The organism is Azonexus sp. (genome assembly GCF_041909095.1).
Classification (GTDB): Bacteria; Pseudomonadota; Gammaproteobacteria; order Burkholderiales; family Rhodocyclaceae; genus Azonexus.
This window is the reverse complement of the sequence record NZ_JAYREB010000003.1, coordinates 95,786-112,459: the sequence shown is the minus strand read 5'-3', so window position 1 is coordinate 112,459 and position 16,674 is coordinate 95,786. Positions and strand designations below refer to the sequence as shown.

The window sequence follows — 16,674 nt, the reverse complement described above, 5'->3', positions numbered from 1 at the left end:
TACCCGTAAGACGGTTTGAATCCAAACAGCGATTTTTTACGCCGTTTGAATTTTTCCGTCAACAATTTTCCATGCCGCAGTGCAGCAATCGAGCAGGCAGGAAAATTGCATGCAACGTCTTCGAAGATGTCGTGATCTCGCGCCCACTGGATGTTGCAGATTGGAGCGGACTGTATAGAATCGAGCGCATGGCCACCAAAATTCAGGAAGGCGGTGAGCTTGCTGCACTGCGCAGCAAGCTGCAACCGCCACGGATGTACAAGGTAGTGTTGCTGAACGACGATTACACGCCGATGGAGTTCGTCATTGAAGTTCTGCAACGTTTTTTTTCGTTGGACACTGAACAAGCGACGCGAATCATGCTCAAAGTTCACAACGAAGGTCGCGGCACCTGCGGGGTATTCCCGCGGGACATTGCGGCCACCAAGGTTGATCAGGTGAGCAAACATGCCCGCCTGCATCAACACCCGCTCGCCTGTATCATGGAGGAAAACTGATGATTGCCCAGGAACTCGAAGTCAGCCTGCACATGGCCTTTGTCGAGGCGCGCCAGAAGCGCCACGAGTTCATCACCGTCGAACACCTCCTGCTCGCCCTGATCGACAATCCATCAGCCGCCGACGCCCTGCGCTCGTGTGGGGCCAAGCCCGACGTGCTACGCAAGGATCTGACCAATTTCATCAACGAACACACGCCAGTGGTCGGTGGCGAGGACGATATCGACACCCAGCCGACGCTCGGTTTCCAGCGCGTGATCCAGCGCGCCATCCTGCACGTGCAGTCTTCCGGCAAGAAGGAAGTGAATGGCGCCAATGTGCTGGTCGCCATCTACGGCGAGAAGGATTCGCACGCGGTGTATTTCCTGCAGAAGCAGGGCGTCACCCGGCTCGACGTGGTCAATTACATTTCCCACGGCATCAGCAAGGTGCCGCAGCAGAAGGCCGCACCGGAAGGCGAAATCGAAACCGAAGGCGAAAAAGCCGATGCCGGCCCGCTTGAGCAATATACGATCAACCTCAACGCGCTGGCGCTGCAGGGCAAGATCGATCCGCTGATCGGCCGCGACAAGGAACTGGAACGCGTCGTCCAGACGCTGTGCCGGCGGCGCAAGAACAACCCGCTGCTGGTCGGCGAAGCCGGCGTCGGCAAGACGGCGATCGCCGAAGGTCTGGCGCGCAAGGTGGTCGAGGGCGAAGTGCCGGAAATCCTCGCCCACGCCAATGTCTACGCGCTGGACATGGGCGCCCTGCTGGCCGGGACCAAGTACCGGGGGGATTTCGAGCAGCGCCTGAAGGCGGTCTTGAAGTCGCTGCAGGACAATCCGAACGCGATTCTCTTCATCGACGAGATCCACACCCTGATCGGTGCCGGTTCGGCCTCGGGCGGCACGCTCGACGCCTCGAACCTGCTCAAGCCGGCGCTCTCGTCCGGCCAGTTGAAGTGCATCGGCGCCACCACCTACACCGAGTTCCGCGGCATCTTCGAGAAGGACAGCGCACTGTCGCGCCGCTTCCAGAAGATCGACGTCAATGAACCCTCGGTGGCCGAGACGATCGACATCCTGAAGGGCCTGAAGGCGCGCTTCGAGGCGCACCACGGCATCAAGTATTCGGCCACCGCGCTGACCTCGGCGGTCGAGCTGTCGGCCCGCTACATCACCGACCGTCACCTGCCGGACAAGGCGATCGACGTCATCGACGAAGCCGGCGCGGCGCAACGCATCCTGCCCAAGTCGAAGCAGAAGAAGACGATCGGCAAGACCGACATCGAGGAAATCGTCGCCAAGATTGCCCGCATCCCGTCGCAACACGTCTCGATGGACGACCGCAGCGCGCTGAAGAACCTCGACCGCGACCTGAAGAACGTCGTCTTCGGCCAGGACAAGGCGATCGACGCGCTGGCGCAGGCGATCAAGATGACCCGCTCCGGCCTCGGCAATCCGGGCAAGCCGATCGGCTCCTTCCTCTTTTCGGGGCCCACCGGCGTCGGCAAGACCGAAGTCGCCCGCCAGCTCGCCTACTGTCTGGGCATCGAACTGGTCCGTTTCGACATGTCGGAATACATGGAGCGTCACGCCGTCTCCCGGCTGATCGGCGCCCCGCCGGGCTACGTCGGCTTCGACCAGGGCGGCCTGCTGACCGAAGCGGTGACCAAGAAGCCGTACTGCGTGCTGCTCCTCGACGAAATCGAGAAGGCGCATCCGGACATCTTCAACATCCTGCTGCAGGTCATGGACCACGGCACGCTGACCGACAACAACGGGCGCAAGGCGGATTTCCGCAACGTCGTCATCATCATGACGACCAATGCCGGCGCCGCCGACCTGCAGAAGGCGTCGATGGGCTTCACCGCAACCAAGGAAGCCGGGGACGAAATGGCCGAGATCAAGCGGCTGTTCACGCCCGAATTCCGCAACCGGCTGGACGCGACGATCTCCTTCCGGGCCCTCGACCGCGCCATCATCCTGCGCGTCGTCGACAAGTTCCTGATGCAACTGGAAGAACAGCTGCACGAGAAGAAGGTCGAGGCGCACTTCAGCGACGCGGTCAAGGAAATGCTCGCCGACAAGGGTTTCGATCCGCTGATGGGCGCCCGCCCGATGTCCCGCCTGATCCAGGACACGATCCGCTCGGCGCTCGCCGACGAACTGCTGTTCGGCCGCCTGGCCAATGGCGGCAGGGTCAACGTCGATCTCGACGCGGACGGCAAGATCAAGCTCGATTTCGAGGAAGAGAAAGCCGAAGCGGTCGCCTGACGATTGCGCCCAACCCGAAAAGCCGTGCAAGATTGCACGGCTTTTTCTATTCCGGAGACCCCAAAATGAGCTTCAAGACCCCCGACCTTTGCGACCAGTACGAAGCCGAACTGGGCAAGACCGTCCGCGTCGTCGCCCCGATGTTCCAGCGCTACGGCGCACGCACCGCATTTTGCGGCGAAATCGTCACGCTGAAGATTTTCGAGGACAACACGTTGGTTCGTGAAATCTTCAACGAACCCGGCTCGGGCAAGGTACTGGTCATCGACGGCGGCGGCTCGCTGCGCTGCGCGCTGGTCGGCGACCAACTGGCGATCCTCGCCCACAAGAACGGCTGGGAGGGCGTCGTCGTGTACGGCTGCATCCGTGACTCCGGCGACATCAACGGCATCGACATCGGTGTTCGCGCGCTCAACACCCACCCGCAGAAGACGGTCAAGAAAGGGGTCGGCGACCGTAACCTGGCGCTGACTTTCGGCGGCGTCACCTTCCATCCGGGCGAATGGCTGTACGCCGACGAGGACGGCGTCCTGGTCGCCGCCCGGCCATTGCTCTGAAGCTGCGCCGCCGACTCGCCCTCAACCTGTGCGCGCTCGCCGTCTTGCCGGCCGGCGCCGCAGTCGAGGAAAGCCTGAACTTCAGGTATTACGCCAGCCCGCACCGGCCCGGCATGACCCTGCTCGCCGCCCTCAACGCGGCGACGCCGATCCGTCAGGACGGCATGCGCTTCCACGGCTATACAGCCTGGCAGACAAGCTGGCAATTCCGCTGGTGGGAGGAGGCTGACGGCCGCTGCCGCATCACCGCCAACCGGACCCGGCTCTCGGCAGAAGTGACCTTGCCGCGCCTGACCACCGCCGATCCGGCAATCCGGCAACGCTTCGAGCACTATCTGGCGGCACTGAAGAATCACGAAATGGAGCACGTCCGCATCGCCCGCGATGCCGCGCAACGGATCGACCGCGGTATCCTCGCCCTGCCGACGATGCCCAGTTGCCGGCAACTGGAACAGACCGCCAACGACCTTGCCCAGCGCCTGCTGCGCGAGGCGGGCAATGCCGAACGCGAGATGGATCAGCGCACCGGGCACGGCGCCAAGCAGGGCGCCAGCCTGCTCGACGACTGACGGCTGGCCGCCAGCCCAAGCGCCCGCATCAGGTCTCGAGCAGGACCTCGCTGTCGCAACCGACCCGCACCCCGCCCCAGTGGCGGCCGGCAAGCTCGATCGGCAGATTGATCTCGGAGAGGATTTCCCCGGTATCGCGGGCATAGGTCTGGACCAGCAGCGGCAAGGTATTCTTTGCGCCACGCTGGCCGGTGGCATCGTCCCAGATGCGGCGGGTACGGTTGCCGACCAGATCGTTCTGGTAGTTGCCGGTCAGCGGCCGGGAATATTTGCGGTTGTGGATCGCCCCGTAACCCCGGGCGTCGACAATCAGCGCATAGACCCCGCCACGCAGGCTGGCGAGCGCCTCTTCGAGCAGTGGCTGCATCTGTTGCTCGAAGGCGCTGCAATAACTCACCAGATATTTCTGCGGGTTGGTGTCCGGCTGCGGCCGGTAGTCCTGGTCCCAGACATTGACGCCGGACGCCGCCAACTGGGCCAGCTTCTCCTGCACCCGGTCACGGAACAGGCGCGCCTTGTCCACGTTGAAATCGAAAGCGCCGCGGCCGATCTTGAAGCGCGACACCAGCTCCTGCACGCTTTCGGTCGCCTTGCTCAGCATCTGCGAGGTCTGCTCGGAATCCTTCATGCTGCCGACCACTTCGACCGACAACCCATGCACCTCGCGCACCGAATCATGGACCAGGGCGTTGGTCGCCGACAGCTCTTCCATCGCCGCCGCAATCTGCGTCAATTGATCGCCGGTGCGCTCGAAATTGCCGACCATCTGCTGAAAATCGCCGGAAGAGCGCTCGACCACCGAGCGCGCCTGGCGGATGTCGCCGTTGATGACCTCGTTCTCGCGCTGCGTCTCGCGCACCAGGTCGATCATGCCGCCGATGTTGCTGGAGATTTCCTCGGTCGCCTTGTTGACCCGTTCCGCCAGCTTGCGCACCTCGTCGGCCACCACCGCGAAACCCCGTCCCATCTCGCCGGCCCGCGCCGCCTCGATCGCCGCGTTGAGCGCCAGCAGGTTGGTCTGGTCGGCAATTTCCTTGATCAGCCCGGCGATCTGCCGGATGCTGTCGGAGCGCTCGGCGAGATGGCCGACGGTGTCATTGAAGCTGTTGAGCTTGTCGCTGACCCCCTGCACCTTGGCAACGATTTCCTGCATCTCGGCCAGCGAATGACGGGCCGTTGCCAGATTGTTGTCGGTCGAATGCGAAATCAGGTCGGCCGAACTCGACACCTCCTGAATCGCCTGCACCGCCTCACCACTCGCCCCGAACACCGAATCGGCGATCTGTCCCTGCTGGTTGGCGCGTTCGGCGGTCGCGGCGACCGAGCGTTTGACCACCACTGCTTCGCGGGCAATGCTGACGCTCATCTTGCGCACCTCGCTGATGATCTCGCGCATCTTGTCGGCAAAGCGGTTGTACGCCTCGGCCAGGGAACGCAACTCGTCGTGCGTGATGGTCGGCAGGTTGCGCGAGAAGTCACCCTCACCGCGGGCGATCTCGTCGAAGATCCGGGCAATCATGCGCACCGGGCGCAGGATCAGATAGCGGATGTAGAGAATCTGCAGCAGGTTCCAGCCCAAGGCGACGACCGTCAGCGTGATCATCAGGATCAGGCCATGATCAAGGCTGTCGGCAATGCGCTGCATCGCTTCCGCCGACGCTCCCGACGCCTTCAGGGTCTCGGCAACCGTCCGCTGCTGGTCGAGATAGATCGCCAGATAGACGAGATCGATGAAAAAGAGCAGCAGGAAACTCATCAGCTTCTTGGTCAGCGAGTTCCAGAACGTGCGCTCGTTCCAGTCGTAGAGGCGTTTGAGAAATTCCATAAGCAATCAGATTTAGTAAATTTGCTGAATTCAACACCCAATCACCGTTGCAGTCAAGCCACAATGTTGAGCCGCCCAGGCGTGTTATCGTCGCCCAGATTGCTGCACTGCATTTCACGGGCGCGAATCGCATTTCACATCGCAAAAAATTACACGTAACGCAATGTTTTAAAACAAAAAATTATTATCTTATGTCTTATATAAGACCATTGCTGCCATGCACGATTTTCTCTATACTCCACCCATCGCCTGAGATTTTCCGTCCCGGCGCAACAACCCGACCTCCCAACCCAACTACTGAGGAATAGACATGAGCACTCGCGAACAGCAAATCGCCGCCCTGGAAAAGGACTGGGCCGAAAACCCCCGTTGGAAGCTCGTCAAGCGCGGCTACTCCGCTGCTGACGTGGTTCGCCTGCGCGGCTCCCTGCAGCCGGAATACACCCTGGCCCAGCGCGGCGCCAAGGTCCTCTGGGAAAAGGTCAACGGCGGTGCCAAGAAGGGTTACGTGAATGCCTTCGGCGCCATCACCGCCGGTCAGGCCATGCAACAGGCCAAGGCTGGCCTGGAAGCCGTCTATCTGTCCGGCTGGCAAGTTGCCGCCGACGGCAACACCTCGGAAACCATGTACCCGGACCAGTCGCTGTACGCCTACGACTCGGTGCCGACCATGGTTCGCCGCATCAACAACACCTTCAAGCGCGCTGACGAAATCCAGTGGTCGCGTGGCATCAATCCGGGCGACGAAGGCTTCATCGACTACTTCCTGCCGATCGTCGCCGACGCTGAAGCCGGTTTCGGCGGCGTGCTGAACGCCTTCGAACTGATGAAGAACATGATCGCCTCGGGTGCTGCCGGTGTGCACTTCGAAGACCAACTGGCTGCCGCCAAGAAGTGCGGCCACATGGGTGGCAAGGTCCTCGTGCCGACCCGCGAAGCCGTGGAAAAGCTGATCTCTGCCCGTTTCGCCGCTGACGTCATGGGCGTGCCGACCTTGATCCTGGCTCGTACCGATGCCGAAGCCGCCAACCTGATCACCTCCGACTACGACGAGAACGACAAGCCCTTCCTCACCGGTGAGCGCACCCAGGAAGGCTTCTACCGCGTCAAGAACGGTCTGGAACAGTCGATCTCCCGCGGTGTTGCCTACGCCCCGTACGCTGACCTCGTCTGGTGCGAAACCGGCGTGCCCGATATCGGCTTCGCCCGCGAATTCGCCCAGGCCGTCCAGGCCGCCTGCCCGGGCAAGCTGCTGTCCTACAACTGCTCGCCGTCCTTCAACTGGAAGAAGAACCTCTCCGACTCGCAGATCGCCTCCTTCCAGGAAGAACTGTCGGCGCTCGGCTACAAGTACCAGTTCATCACGCTGGCCGGTATCCACGTCAATTGGTACAACACCTTCAAGTTCGCCAAGGCCTATGCCGGCGGCGAAGGCATGAAGCACTACGTCGACATGGTTCAGGAACCGGAATTCGCCGCTCGCGAACAAGGCTACACCTTCGTTTCGCACCAGCAGGAAGTCGGTACCGGCTACTTCGACGAAGTCACCACCGTGATCCAGGGCGGCTCCTCCTCGGTCAAGGCGCTGACCGGCTCGACCGAAGAAGAACAGTTCCACTAAGCAACGCCGCCGCACCATCCCGCGGCAGCAAAGGCCGGTCCCCACAAGGGGCCGGCCTTTTTCGTTGGCCGCCAGGAAAACATGTTGGTATGCTCGATACCGACCGACACCTTTTCCGGAAGCAAGAGAATGAAACCTCGCCATCTGGCTTTGATGCTGCTGCTCAGCGCGACAGCTCAGGCCGAGGAAATCGGCTGCGTCACCACGGCCTGGAAATTGATCGGCGCCAACCACCGGGTTTGCGTCTATGCTTTCGACGACCCGAAGATTCCCGGCGTCACCTGCCATGTCAGCCAGGCCAAATCGGGCGGCATCAAGGGCAGTCTGGGACTGGCCGAAGACCCCTCGCAATTCTCCATCGCCTGCCGCCAGACCGGCCCGATCACGCTCCCTGCCAAACTTCCGGGCAACGAGATCGTCTTCAGCGAAAACACTTCGCTGCTGTTCAAGGAAACCAGCATCCACCGCAGCTACGACGCAAAACGCAAGGTGATCGTCTATTTGGCAATCAGCCGGCGCCTGATCGAAGGTGCCCCGGCCAACGCCATCTCGACGGTACCGGTGATGCCCTGGGGTGGCACCGTAGAGCTACGTTGACCCGAGTTTGGGATTCCGGCCTGCATCGCTTATGCTCCGGACCGTCCATCGTGACATTGCAAGGCACTGAAGCAAACCCATGAACCGAGTGAGAACTGCCGTATTCGACCACATCGCCGAAGTTCCAGCGGATGCCTGGGACGCTCTCGGCGCCGGCCATTCGCTGGTCTATTCGCGCCGCTTCTGGGAAGTGCTGGAACACTCGGGGATCAACGACTTCCGCTACCGCTACATCCTCTTCTTCGACAGCACCGAACGACCGATCGGCATCGCCGGTTTCTACTCGATCACCACTGACCTGGCGATCTTCGCCCCGCCCGGTCTGCGCAAGCTGCTGACCCAGCTGCGTCGGCTGATGCCGAATTTCCTCAAGTTCAGCATCCTCGAATGCGGCACGCCAGTCACCCCGGGCAGCGAGCCCTTCGCGTTGGCCCCCGACGTAGCGGGCGACGCAGTGGGCAAGGCGCTGGACCAGACATTGCAGGAAATCGCCCGGCGCGACGGACAACTGCTGATCGTCATGCGCGACTTCGAAGGAGCAGCCTGGGCGCACCAGGCCAATTTCGAAGCGCTCGGCTACCACTGGCTGGAAAGCCTGCCCAACACCTACGTCGAAGTCACCTGGCCGACGCCGGAGGCCTACATCGCTGCGATGCGCAGCCACTACCGGCGCAAGCTGCTGCATTACCTCGCCCAGTGTCGGGAGCAGCAGTTCCGTTACGAAATCCGCGACGATTTCGCCGACCTCGCCGACACCCTGCACCAACAGTGGCAGGTCGTCCATGAACATGCCGACGAGTACCAGCGCGAAGTGCTGACCCCGGCGTTCTACCGGGAACTCGCACAGCGTCTCGCCGGCAAGGCGAAGGTCATGCTGTTCTACCGCCAGGAAACGCTGGTCGGCCACATCCTGCTGATGCTCGATGGCGAGCTCATGCGCTTCATGTTCTTCGGCCGTCATCAGGCCGCCCACGACGGCTTGTGGATCTATGGTGGCTACGCGCTGATCGAGACGGCGATCCGGCTCGGCATGCCGCGCATCGAGTTCGGCCTCACCACCTACGACCTGAAGCAGGAACTGGGCGCCACCATCTCGCCGGTACGCATGGCCCTGCGCACCACAAGGCGCATCCTCAACCCCTTCGTCGGCCCGGTCTTCCGCCTGCTAAACCGGCCGCCGGAGGTCGAAATCCGGCACGTTTTCCGCAAACCCTGACGCGGGTCAGCGCCCTTCCGCCAGGCGCCGGGCAATCAGGTCGCTGACGTAGGCCGACGAACGAATCGCCGCCCCCGCGTGCATGCCCGGCGGGAAGGCAGCCGCCCCGGCGTAGTAAATGTCGTCCTCCGGCGCGTGGTTGTCCGGCTGCGGGAAACCGGCCGGTGCGATGACCGGCGTCAGCACCGGGTCCATGCCGTGCATCTCCCGGAACATCGCCGGCGAAATCATCGTGCAAGCTCGCAGATAGCCGCCGATGCCGGGCAGCAGGCTTTCGATCCGGTCCAGGATGTAAGCCTGCGCGGCCGTCTGGATCGCGGCATCCTCGGCCAGCCCGCGCGGCAGATGACAATAGACGCTCGCCGTATTGACCCCGTCCTGCACGCCGAGATCGCTGCAGAAGAAGTGGAAGCCGAACTCGGCCGGCATCCGTCCGGCGTAGATGTCGCCAAACCACTGGCGGATTCCCGGCGGGTAATACAGGTGCGTATGAATCCCGGACGGCAGACGGTAGGCTGAATCGATGTCCAGCCAGAGCATCGACAGCGGCAGCCCGGATTCGAAAGCGGGCGGAAAATACCCAGGCTTCAGCAAGGTCGACACCAGCAGATCGACCGCATGGCTGCCCTGGCTGGTATGGATCAGTTTCTTTCCGTCTACCGCCTCAACCCCGGTCACCTCGCAACCGAGGACGACCTTGCCCCCCAGCGCCAGCAGGCGCTGGTACAGGGCATCGGCCAGCGCCTGCGGACCGCCGACCGGTGTCGTCGGATTGGCGTAGCCGTAATGGAAGCTGAACTCGTCGAGGATGGAGTCGACACGAAAACGGTCCGGCGGCACCCCCATCAGGTAGGCCGGCAGCATCAGGATGTCGGCAAAACGTCCGCTGACACCCGCTTCGTCGACCAACTCGTCCAGGAAACGGACCTTGGCGTAAGCCGACCGCCGCGCCTGCCGCAAACCCAGGACGTAACGGGCAAACGACGGCAGGCGGCGGGCGAAGTTCAGGATCGTCTGCAGGTCGGGCGGCATGCTGTAATGCTTACCGGCGAAATGGATGCGGGCCTTCTTGTGCTCAAAAGGCAAGGAGATCCCGAGCGCCTTCAGGTCGCGCCGCAGACCGTGGCCGAAATCGTTGCAGCCGACCACATAACGCCGCCCGTTGAGGGCGACCGTACCGCACAAGCCGCCAACCCGCTCAAGGCGCTCGAACACGGTCACCGACAAACCGAGTCTGGCAAGACGGATGGCAGTACTCAAGCCGCCGACACCGGCGCCGATGACCGCTACCTCGCAAGGCTGCAAGTTTCCCGAATACTGTTTCATCATCCATCTACACCTGCTTCCACGCGGACAGCAACCATCTTCCGTGGCTGGAGCGATCCGCGCAAGGCCATCGGAGCCCCCCGGCCCGGCGCGAAATTTTTTTTGCTTGCGCCGAGTGCTTGCGCCGCCGATTGGTTACGCTTGACGGAGCGCGGCATTACCAGCCAGCCACCAGTCCCAACGGAGAAAATCAACGATGAACCGTCGCCAGCTGATCCGCCATCTCGCCACACTCGCGGTGTGCGAGCGCTTTTCCTTCGCCAGCCACGCCTGGGCTGCCGGTCAGGCGCTGCCGCCACCCGGCCTGCACGAATTCAGCGGCGAGGTCACGGTCAACGGCAAGCCGGCCCACCCGCGCATGGCGATTACCCCCGGCGACCGCATCGTCACCGGCAAGGATGCCCAGGCGATCTACATCATCGGTAGCGATGCCTACCTGCAACGCGCCAACTCCACCGTCCAGCTCATCGAGGACAACACCACCCGGCGCGTCCTGCGCATTCTGCAAGGCAGGCTGATGGGCGTTTTCGGCAAGGGCGAGAAGAGTCTGCAGACGCCGACCGCCACCATCGGCATCCGCGGCACCGCCTGCTACATCGAGGCGAGCGCGGCGCAGGTGTATTTCTGCCTGTGCTACGGCGAGGCCGAGATCAGCGCCCCGGGCGAGACGGCGATCCTTGAAACGATCGCCACCACCTACCACGACCACCCGCTCTACCTGAACGCCGACCGGCAGCGGATGATGGTGCCGGCCCGGATCATCAACCATACCGACGCCGAACTGATCCTCCTCGAAAGCCTGGTCGGCCGCATACCGCCTTTCGTCGGCATGGGCTATCACCGTTACTGAGCGCGCCCCCTTACCAGCGCCGAGCCCCGGTCGTACAATGGAGACGGACACAACGACACTAACAAGGAGAGCATCATGTTTCCCGAATACCGTGACCTGATCACCCAACTGAAGACCACGGACCGTCACTTCCTGAACCTCTTCGACCAGCACAACGAACTGGATCAGAAGATCAAGAACATGGAAAGCCACATCGAACCGGCGAGCCCGGTCGAAATCGAGACGCTGAAGAAGGAAAAGCTGGCGCTCAAGGACGAACTCTACGGGCTGCTGCGCAAGGCCAGCGTCGCCTGATTCGCTGATGCAGGCCATCGCCAACACTCAGCCGGGGCCGTCGCTGGACGGCCCCGGCCTTTTTCCAGCCTGGCGCGACGCCAGCCGCCGGCGCGTGACATCGTGAAATCGCTGCGCACGCGCATCAGCGAAAACATCCTCGCCCCCTCGCAACTGAGCAGCAAGCAGCTGCTCGACATGCTGACCCCGGCCGGCCGCAGCAACGAACTGCGCCGCCACGCGGCATCGGTGATCGTCGCCCGCGTCCAGTTGATCGCCGGCCTGTTCGCGATCCTGGTCCCGTTTTTCGCAGTCATCGACCTCGTCATCTTTGACCTTGCCACCGCCGGCAAACTGATCGGCCTGCGCCTCGCCTCCACCGCCATTTTCGCCGCCCTCGCCTGGCCGCGCGAAGCCTCGCTGACCCGGCCCTACGCCCAGGCGCTGGCGGCCTTGCTGGTCCTGCTGCTGGTGCCTTCGCTGTTTCATCTGCTGTCGGCGGAAATGCTCGCCCAGGCCAGCCAGACCAGTCCCCAGAAGCTTGTCGCCCAGCTCTACGCCTACCTGCCGACCGTCGTCCTTGGCGGCCTCGCCATTTTCCCGCTGACCGCGCTCGAAGCCCTGCTCTTCGCGCTGCCGGTAATCGGCATGGGGCTGACTGGCCTGATCCTCGGCGGCACCGCGCCCGACCTGGCGCAATACGGCGGCACCCTGTGGTTCATGCTGATGATGCTGGGCGTTGCCATGTTCTCCGGCATGAGCCAGTGTCACTACATGGCGACACTGGTCGTGCGCGCCATGCACGACCCGCTGACCGGCGCCTACACCCGGCGTTCCGGCGAGGATGCGCTGAAGCTCCTGTTCCGGCTCAACCACATGGCCGGCAAGCCGTTGACCGTCGCCTTCATCGACCTTGACCGCTTCAAGGAGATCAACGACCTGTTCGGCCACGAAGCCGGCGACCAGTGCCTGCGCCTGCTCGCCGACAACCTGCGCGCCGGCCTGCGCCGCAGCGACCTGCTGATCCGCTGGGGCGGCGAGGAATTCGTCGCCGTCCTGCCCGACACGCCGCTCGACAAGGTGCCGATGTTGCTGCTGCGCCTGCGCCAGCAGGGCCTGGGACAGCGCCCGGACGGCCGGCAGATGACGGCCTCCTTCGGCATCGCCTGCAGCGACGAGGAAGGCATTGCCGCCTGCGAGGCCCTGGTCTGGCGTGCCGACCGCCGCATGTACGAAGCCAAGCGCCAGGGCCGCGATGCCGTCGTCTGGCCGGACGGTAGCTGTCAGTCGCTCAAGCCGACGGACGCGACCACATCCACAGCAGGATGAGGGCGCCGCAACTGGCCGGCAGGTAGCCCCAGTCGCCGGCCAGGCCGAACCAGCCGACGACGGCGCTGATGCCGAGCAGCAGCGTCGCCAGCCGCTTGGCCAGCAGCGGGATCGCCCCCCGCTCGCGCCAGGCGAGGATCGCCGGACCGACCCGCGGATCTGCCAGCAGCCGCGCCTCCCATTCAGGATGCGAACGGGCAAAGAAGAAGGCGGCGAGGATCAGGAAAGGCGTCGTCGGCAGCAGCGGCAGGACGACGCCGATCATCCCGAGCAGCACCGACAGCACGCCAAGCGCGCGATAAACCGGCCTCCGCATCGTCAGCGCAGCTCCCAGTAGCTCGGCCGGCTGTAGTTTTCCTTGAGCAGGTCGATGAACAGGCGGACCCGCAAGGGCAAGTGGCGGCGTTGCGGAAACACCGCGTAGATGCCCATCGGCGGCGCCTGCCAGGCGTCGAGCACCGAAGTCAGGCGCCCCTCCTTGAGGTCGCGGCCAACTTCCCACAGCGAGCGCCAGGCCAGGCCGCGCCCGGCCAGCGCCCATTCGTGCAGGACGGCACCGTCGTTGCATTCGAAATCGCCGGTCACCTTCAAGGTATCGATGCTGCCGCTCGCCGGATCGCGGAACACCCAGCCGCGCTGCTGGCCGAGCGACAGGCAGTTGTGGCCGGCGAGATGGTCCGGCGAGCGCGGCACGCCGTGTTCGACCAGATAGGCCGGGCTGGCCACCACCATGCGCCGCATCTCGCCCAGACGCACGCTGACCAGGCTGGAATCGGTCAGTTCACCGATGCGGATGGCGCAGTCGATGTTCTCGTTGATCAGGTCAACCAGGCGGTCGGAGAGGTTGAGATTGACCCGCACTTCCGGGTTGGCGCGCATGAAGTCGCCGACCAGCGGCGCCACGTGCTGGCGGCCGAACCCAGCCGGCGCCGAAACCTTCAGGTAACCGCTCGCCTGCACACCGCCCAGCGACACCGCGGCCTCGGCGTTGGCGAGATCGGTCAGCACCTTCTGGCAATCTTCCAGAAAAGCCTGCCCCTCAAAGGTCAGCGTCAGCTTGCGCGTCGTGCGGATCAGCAGCTTGACGCCGAGCCTGGCCTCCAGCGCATCGAGCCGGCGGCCGACGATGGCCGGCGTCACGCCTTCGGCACGGGCCGCGGCGGACAGGCTGCCGCGTGTCGCGACGTTTACAAATGCCGAAATCTGCTTGAAAGTATCCATTTAACTTTGTACTTTTAGTAAAAGAATAACCGCTTCTTTTGCCGCTTATCTTATCTTATTGGTAGCAATAAACTCCATGTCCATGATCACGCCGGAAACCACCACCTCGCCCAAAGCCATCGCCTTCGACGCCTACGCGACGCTGTTCGACGTCTATTGCATGGAAGCGCTGGCCGAGGAGTACTTCCCCAGCCAGGGCAAGGCGCTGACCCTGTTGTGGCGGGCCAAGCAGGTCGAGTACACGCGTATCCGGACAATGAGCGGCCAGTTCAAGACCTTCTGGGAAGTCACCCGCGACGCGTTGATCTTCGCCGCCCGCGCGCTGGACCTGCCGATGAACGACAGCCAGCGCCAGCACCTGATGAACCAGTACGCCTGCCTGCGCCCCTTCCCGGAAAACCTGGCGACGCTGGAAGCGCTGAAGGCGATGGGTTTCCCGCTCGCCATCCTGTCCAACGGCACGCATTCGATGCTCGACATCGCCGTCAAGTACAACGACATGAACCACCTGTTCGCGCACATCCTTTCCGCCGACAGCGTGCATAAATTCAAGACCGCCCCCGAGGTGTACCAACTCGCCGTCGACGCCTTCCGGCTGCCGAAAGAGGAAATCCTCTTCGTTTCGGCCAATGCCTGGGATGCCTGCGCCGCCACCTGGTTCGGCTTCACCACCTTCTGGGTCAATCGCACCAACCAGCCGGCCGACGTCCTCGACGTAACGCCGCACGGCAGCGGCCGCCAACTGAGCGATGTCCTCGCCTGGGTCGGCGGCCTGCGTAGCTGAATTTCCTTCTCAACTTCACCCATCCTTCAGGAGACATCATGGCCATCACCCTGCCCGCCGGCGTGCAAATCACTGCCCCGATCCAGCCCGAATGGGAATTCATCCTCAGCACCGAGGCCCTCGAATTCGTCGCCAAGCTGCACCGTGCTTTCGAAGCCCGCCGCCAGGAACTGCTGAAGGCCCGCATCGAGCGTCAGGCGCGTATCGACGCCGGCGAAATGCCGGACTTCCTGCCGGAAACCGCCCACATCCGCAGCGGTGACTGGAAGGTCGCCCCGGTGCCGGCGGCCCTGCAGTGCCGCCGCGTCGAAATCACCGGCCCGGTCGAGGCCAAGATGATCATCAACGCCTTTAACTCGGGCGCAGACTCCTACATGACCGACTTCGAGGATTCCAACAGCCCGAACTGGGAAAACCAGATCCAGGGCCAGGTGAACCTGTACAAGGCGATCCGCCGCGAACTCTCGTTCAAGAACGAGAACGGCAAGGAATACAAGCTCAACGACAAGATCGCCACCCTGCAGATCCGTCCGCGCGGCTGGCACCTCGACGAAAAGCACGTGTTGGTTGACGGTCAGCGCGTCTCCGGCGGCCTGTTTGACTTCGGCCTGGTTTTCTTCCACAACGCCAAGGAACAGATCGCCCGCGGCGCCGGCCCCTTCTACTACCTGCCAAAAATGGAAAGCCATCTGGAAGCCCGCCTGTGGAACGACGCCTTCGTCATGGCCCAGGACCACGTCGGCCTCCCGCAAGGCACGATCAAGGCCACCGTGCTGGTCGAAACCATCCTCGCCACCTTCGAGATGGAAGAAATCCTGTACGAACTGCGCAACCACTCCGCTGGCCTCAACGCCGGTCGCTGGGACTACATCTTCTCCTGCATCAAAAAGTTCAAGAAGAACCAGGACTTCTGCCTGGCCCAGCGCAGCGCCATCACCATGGAAGTGCCCTTCATGCGCGGCTACGCGCTGGCCCTCGTGCAGGCCTGCCACAAGCGCGGGGCCCCGGCGATGGGCGGCATGTCGGCCCTGATCCCGATCAAGAACGACCCGGTCGCCAACGAAAAGGCCCTGGCCGGCATTCGCCACGACAAGACCCGCGACGCCAACGACGGCTTCGACGGCGGCTGGGTGGCCCACCCGGGTCTGGTGCCGATCGCCATGGAAGAGTTCGTCAAGGTGCTCGGTGACCGTCCGAACCAATTCGACAAGCAGGTCGAAGGCTCCTTCGGCCCGGCTCAATGGCTGGATTTCCGCCCGACCACCCCAATCACCGAAGCCGGCCTGCGCAACAACATCAACGTCGGCATCCACTACCTCGGCTCCTGGCTGGCCGGCAACGGCTGCGTGCCCATCCACAACCTGATGGAAGACGCCGCCACCGCCGAAATCTCGCGCTCGCAGGTCTGGCAGTGGGTCGTTTCGCCGAAGGGCATCCTCGACGACGGCCGCAAAATTTCCGTGGAACTTGTTCGCCCGATGATTGTCGAAGAGCTCGCCAAGGTAAAAGCCACCGTCACCGCCCAAGGCGAAGACACGGCCACCTACGACCAAGCCGCCGAAATCTTCGACAAGATGTCGCTGACCCCGGAATACCCGGAGTTCCTGACCTTGCCCCTGTACGAGGCGATGGCTTAAGCAGTACCCGGAAAAAAGGCGCCCAGACGCCCGACTCCGACAGAGAATGAAGAAGCGCCGGGGAAACCCGGCGCTTTTTTTGCGGGAGCGCAATGTCCTGCGGCCGAGCGCCGA

16 protein-coding genes are annotated in these 16,674 nt (G+C 63.1%); 12 read left to right on the top strand and 4 right to left on the bottom strand.

What is annotated here, in order from left to right; translation table 11 throughout:
• Positions 1–188: 188 nt before the first annotated feature.
• The 4 genes from clpS (at position 189) to ACE3OV_RS08705 (ending at position 3,881) form a co-directional block, all read left to right on the top strand.
• Positions 189–497: an ATP-dependent Clp protease adapter ClpS gene (gene clpS / locus ACE3OV_RS08720; protein ID WP_374326606.1), complete on the top strand. Its 309-nt coding sequence runs from the start codon at positions 189–191 to the stop codon at positions 495–497.
• Positions 497–2,755, top strand: coding sequence for an ATP-dependent Clp protease ATP-binding subunit ClpA (gene clpA, locus ACE3OV_RS08715; protein WP_374326605.1), 2,259 nt, complete (start codon positions 497–499; stop codon positions 2,753–2,755). The genes clpS and clpA overlap by 1 nt, the downstream gene beginning before the upstream one ends.
• Positions 2,756–2,820: 65 nt before the next feature.
• Complete coding sequence (gene rraA / locus ACE3OV_RS08710; RefSeq protein ID WP_374326603.1) at positions 2,821–3,312, top strand: ribonuclease E activity regulator RraA; 492 nt, start codon at positions 2,821–2,823, stop codon at positions 3,310–3,312.
• Positions 3,258–3,881 carry a DUF922 domain-containing Zn-dependent protease gene (locus ACE3OV_RS08705; protein ID WP_374326601.1) on the top strand — a complete coding sequence of 208 codons (624 nt, stop codon included), beginning with the start codon at positions 3,258–3,260 and terminating at the stop codon, positions 3,879–3,881. The genes rraA and ACE3OV_RS08705 overlap by 55 nt, the downstream gene beginning before the upstream one ends.
• Positions 3,882–3,909: 28 nt before the next feature.
• Here the strand turns inward: ACE3OV_RS08705 and ACE3OV_RS08700 are convergent, their stop codons facing one another.
• Complete coding sequence (locus ACE3OV_RS08700; protein WP_374326600.1) at positions 3,910–5,706, bottom strand: methyl-accepting chemotaxis protein; 1,797 nt, start codon at positions 5,704–5,706, stop codon at positions 3,910–3,912.
• 310 nt (positions 5,707–6,016) lie between these two features.
• Here ACE3OV_RS08700 and aceA point away from each other — a divergent pair, with 310 nt between their 5' ends.
• From aceA to ACE3OV_RS08685, 3 genes are all read left to right on the top strand, one after another.
• Complete coding sequence (gene aceA, locus ACE3OV_RS08695; RefSeq protein WP_374326599.1) at positions 6,017–7,327, top strand: isocitrate lyase; 1,311 nt, start codon at positions 6,017–6,019, stop codon at positions 7,325–7,327.
• Between the two features lie 129 nt (positions 7,328–7,456).
• Positions 7,457–7,924 (top strand): CreA family protein, encoded by a 468-nt coding sequence (locus ACE3OV_RS08690; RefSeq protein ID WP_374326597.1) that lies wholly within the window; start codon positions 7,457–7,459, stop codon positions 7,922–7,924.
• Between the two features lie 79 nt (positions 7,925–8,003).
• Positions 8,004–9,140 (top strand): GNAT family N-acetyltransferase, encoded by a 1,137-nt coding sequence (locus ACE3OV_RS08685; RefSeq protein WP_374326596.1) that lies wholly within the window; start codon positions 8,004–8,006, stop codon positions 9,138–9,140.
• A 6-nt stretch (positions 9,141–9,146) separates the two neighbouring features.
• On the opposite strand, the gene ACE3OV_RS08680 is transcribed toward ACE3OV_RS08685, so the two are convergent.
• The gene (locus tag ACE3OV_RS08680) at positions 9,147–10,469 is read right to left on the bottom strand and encodes a phytoene desaturase family protein (RefSeq protein WP_374326595.1); all 1,323 of its coding nucleotides are present in this window, start codon (positions 10,467–10,469) and stop codon (positions 9,147–9,149) included.
• Between the two features lie 193 nt (positions 10,470–10,662).
• On the opposite strand from ACE3OV_RS08680, the gene ACE3OV_RS08675 reads away from it, so the two are divergent.
• The 3 genes from ACE3OV_RS08675 to ACE3OV_RS08665 all read left to right on the top strand — a co-directional run bounded on the left by ACE3OV_RS08675 (position 10,663) and on the right by ACE3OV_RS08665 (position 12,918).
• Positions 10,663–11,316, top strand: a complete 654-nt coding sequence (locus ACE3OV_RS08675) for a hypothetical protein (protein WP_374326594.1) — start codon at positions 10,663–10,665, stop codon at positions 11,314–11,316.
• Positions 11,317–11,391: 75 nt separating this feature from the next.
• A complete protein-coding gene (locus ACE3OV_RS08670; RefSeq protein ID WP_374326593.1) occupies positions 11,392–11,610 on the top strand; it encodes a YdcH family protein in 219 nt (72 codons plus the stop codon).
• A 102-nt stretch (positions 11,611–11,712) separates the two neighbouring features.
• Positions 11,713–12,918 carry a diguanylate cyclase gene (locus ACE3OV_RS08665; protein WP_374326591.1) on the top strand — a complete coding sequence of 402 codons (1,206 nt, stop codon included), beginning with the start codon at positions 11,713–11,715 and terminating at the stop codon, positions 12,916–12,918.
• Here the strand turns inward: ACE3OV_RS08665 and ACE3OV_RS08660 are convergent.
• Positions 12,881–13,234, bottom strand: coding sequence for a YbaN family protein (locus tag ACE3OV_RS08660; protein ID WP_374326590.1), 354 nt, complete (start codon positions 13,232–13,234; stop codon positions 12,881–12,883). The two genes, ACE3OV_RS08665 and ACE3OV_RS08660, sit on opposite strands and share 38 nt — an antisense overlap.
• A gap of 2 nt (positions 13,235–13,236) precedes the next feature.
• Positions 13,237–14,139, bottom strand: a complete 903-nt coding sequence (locus ACE3OV_RS08655; RefSeq protein ID WP_374326589.1) for a LysR family transcriptional regulator — start codon at positions 14,137–14,139, stop codon at positions 13,237–13,239.
• 76 nt (positions 14,140–14,215) lie between these two features.
• On the opposite strand from ACE3OV_RS08655, the gene ACE3OV_RS08650 reads away from it, so the two are divergent.
• Together ACE3OV_RS08650 and aceB are read left to right on the top strand one after the other, a co-directional pair.
• Complete coding sequence (locus ACE3OV_RS08650) at positions 14,216–14,923, top strand: haloacid dehalogenase type II (RefSeq protein ID WP_374326588.1); 708 nt, start codon at positions 14,216–14,218, stop codon at positions 14,921–14,923.
• Between the two features lie 38 nt (positions 14,924–14,961).
• Positions 14,962–16,560 (top strand): malate synthase A, encoded by a 1,599-nt coding sequence (aceB, locus tag ACE3OV_RS08645; protein WP_374326586.1) that lies wholly within the window; start codon positions 14,962–14,964, stop codon positions 16,558–16,560.
• The last annotated feature ends 114 nt before the right edge of the window (positions 16,561–16,674 follow it).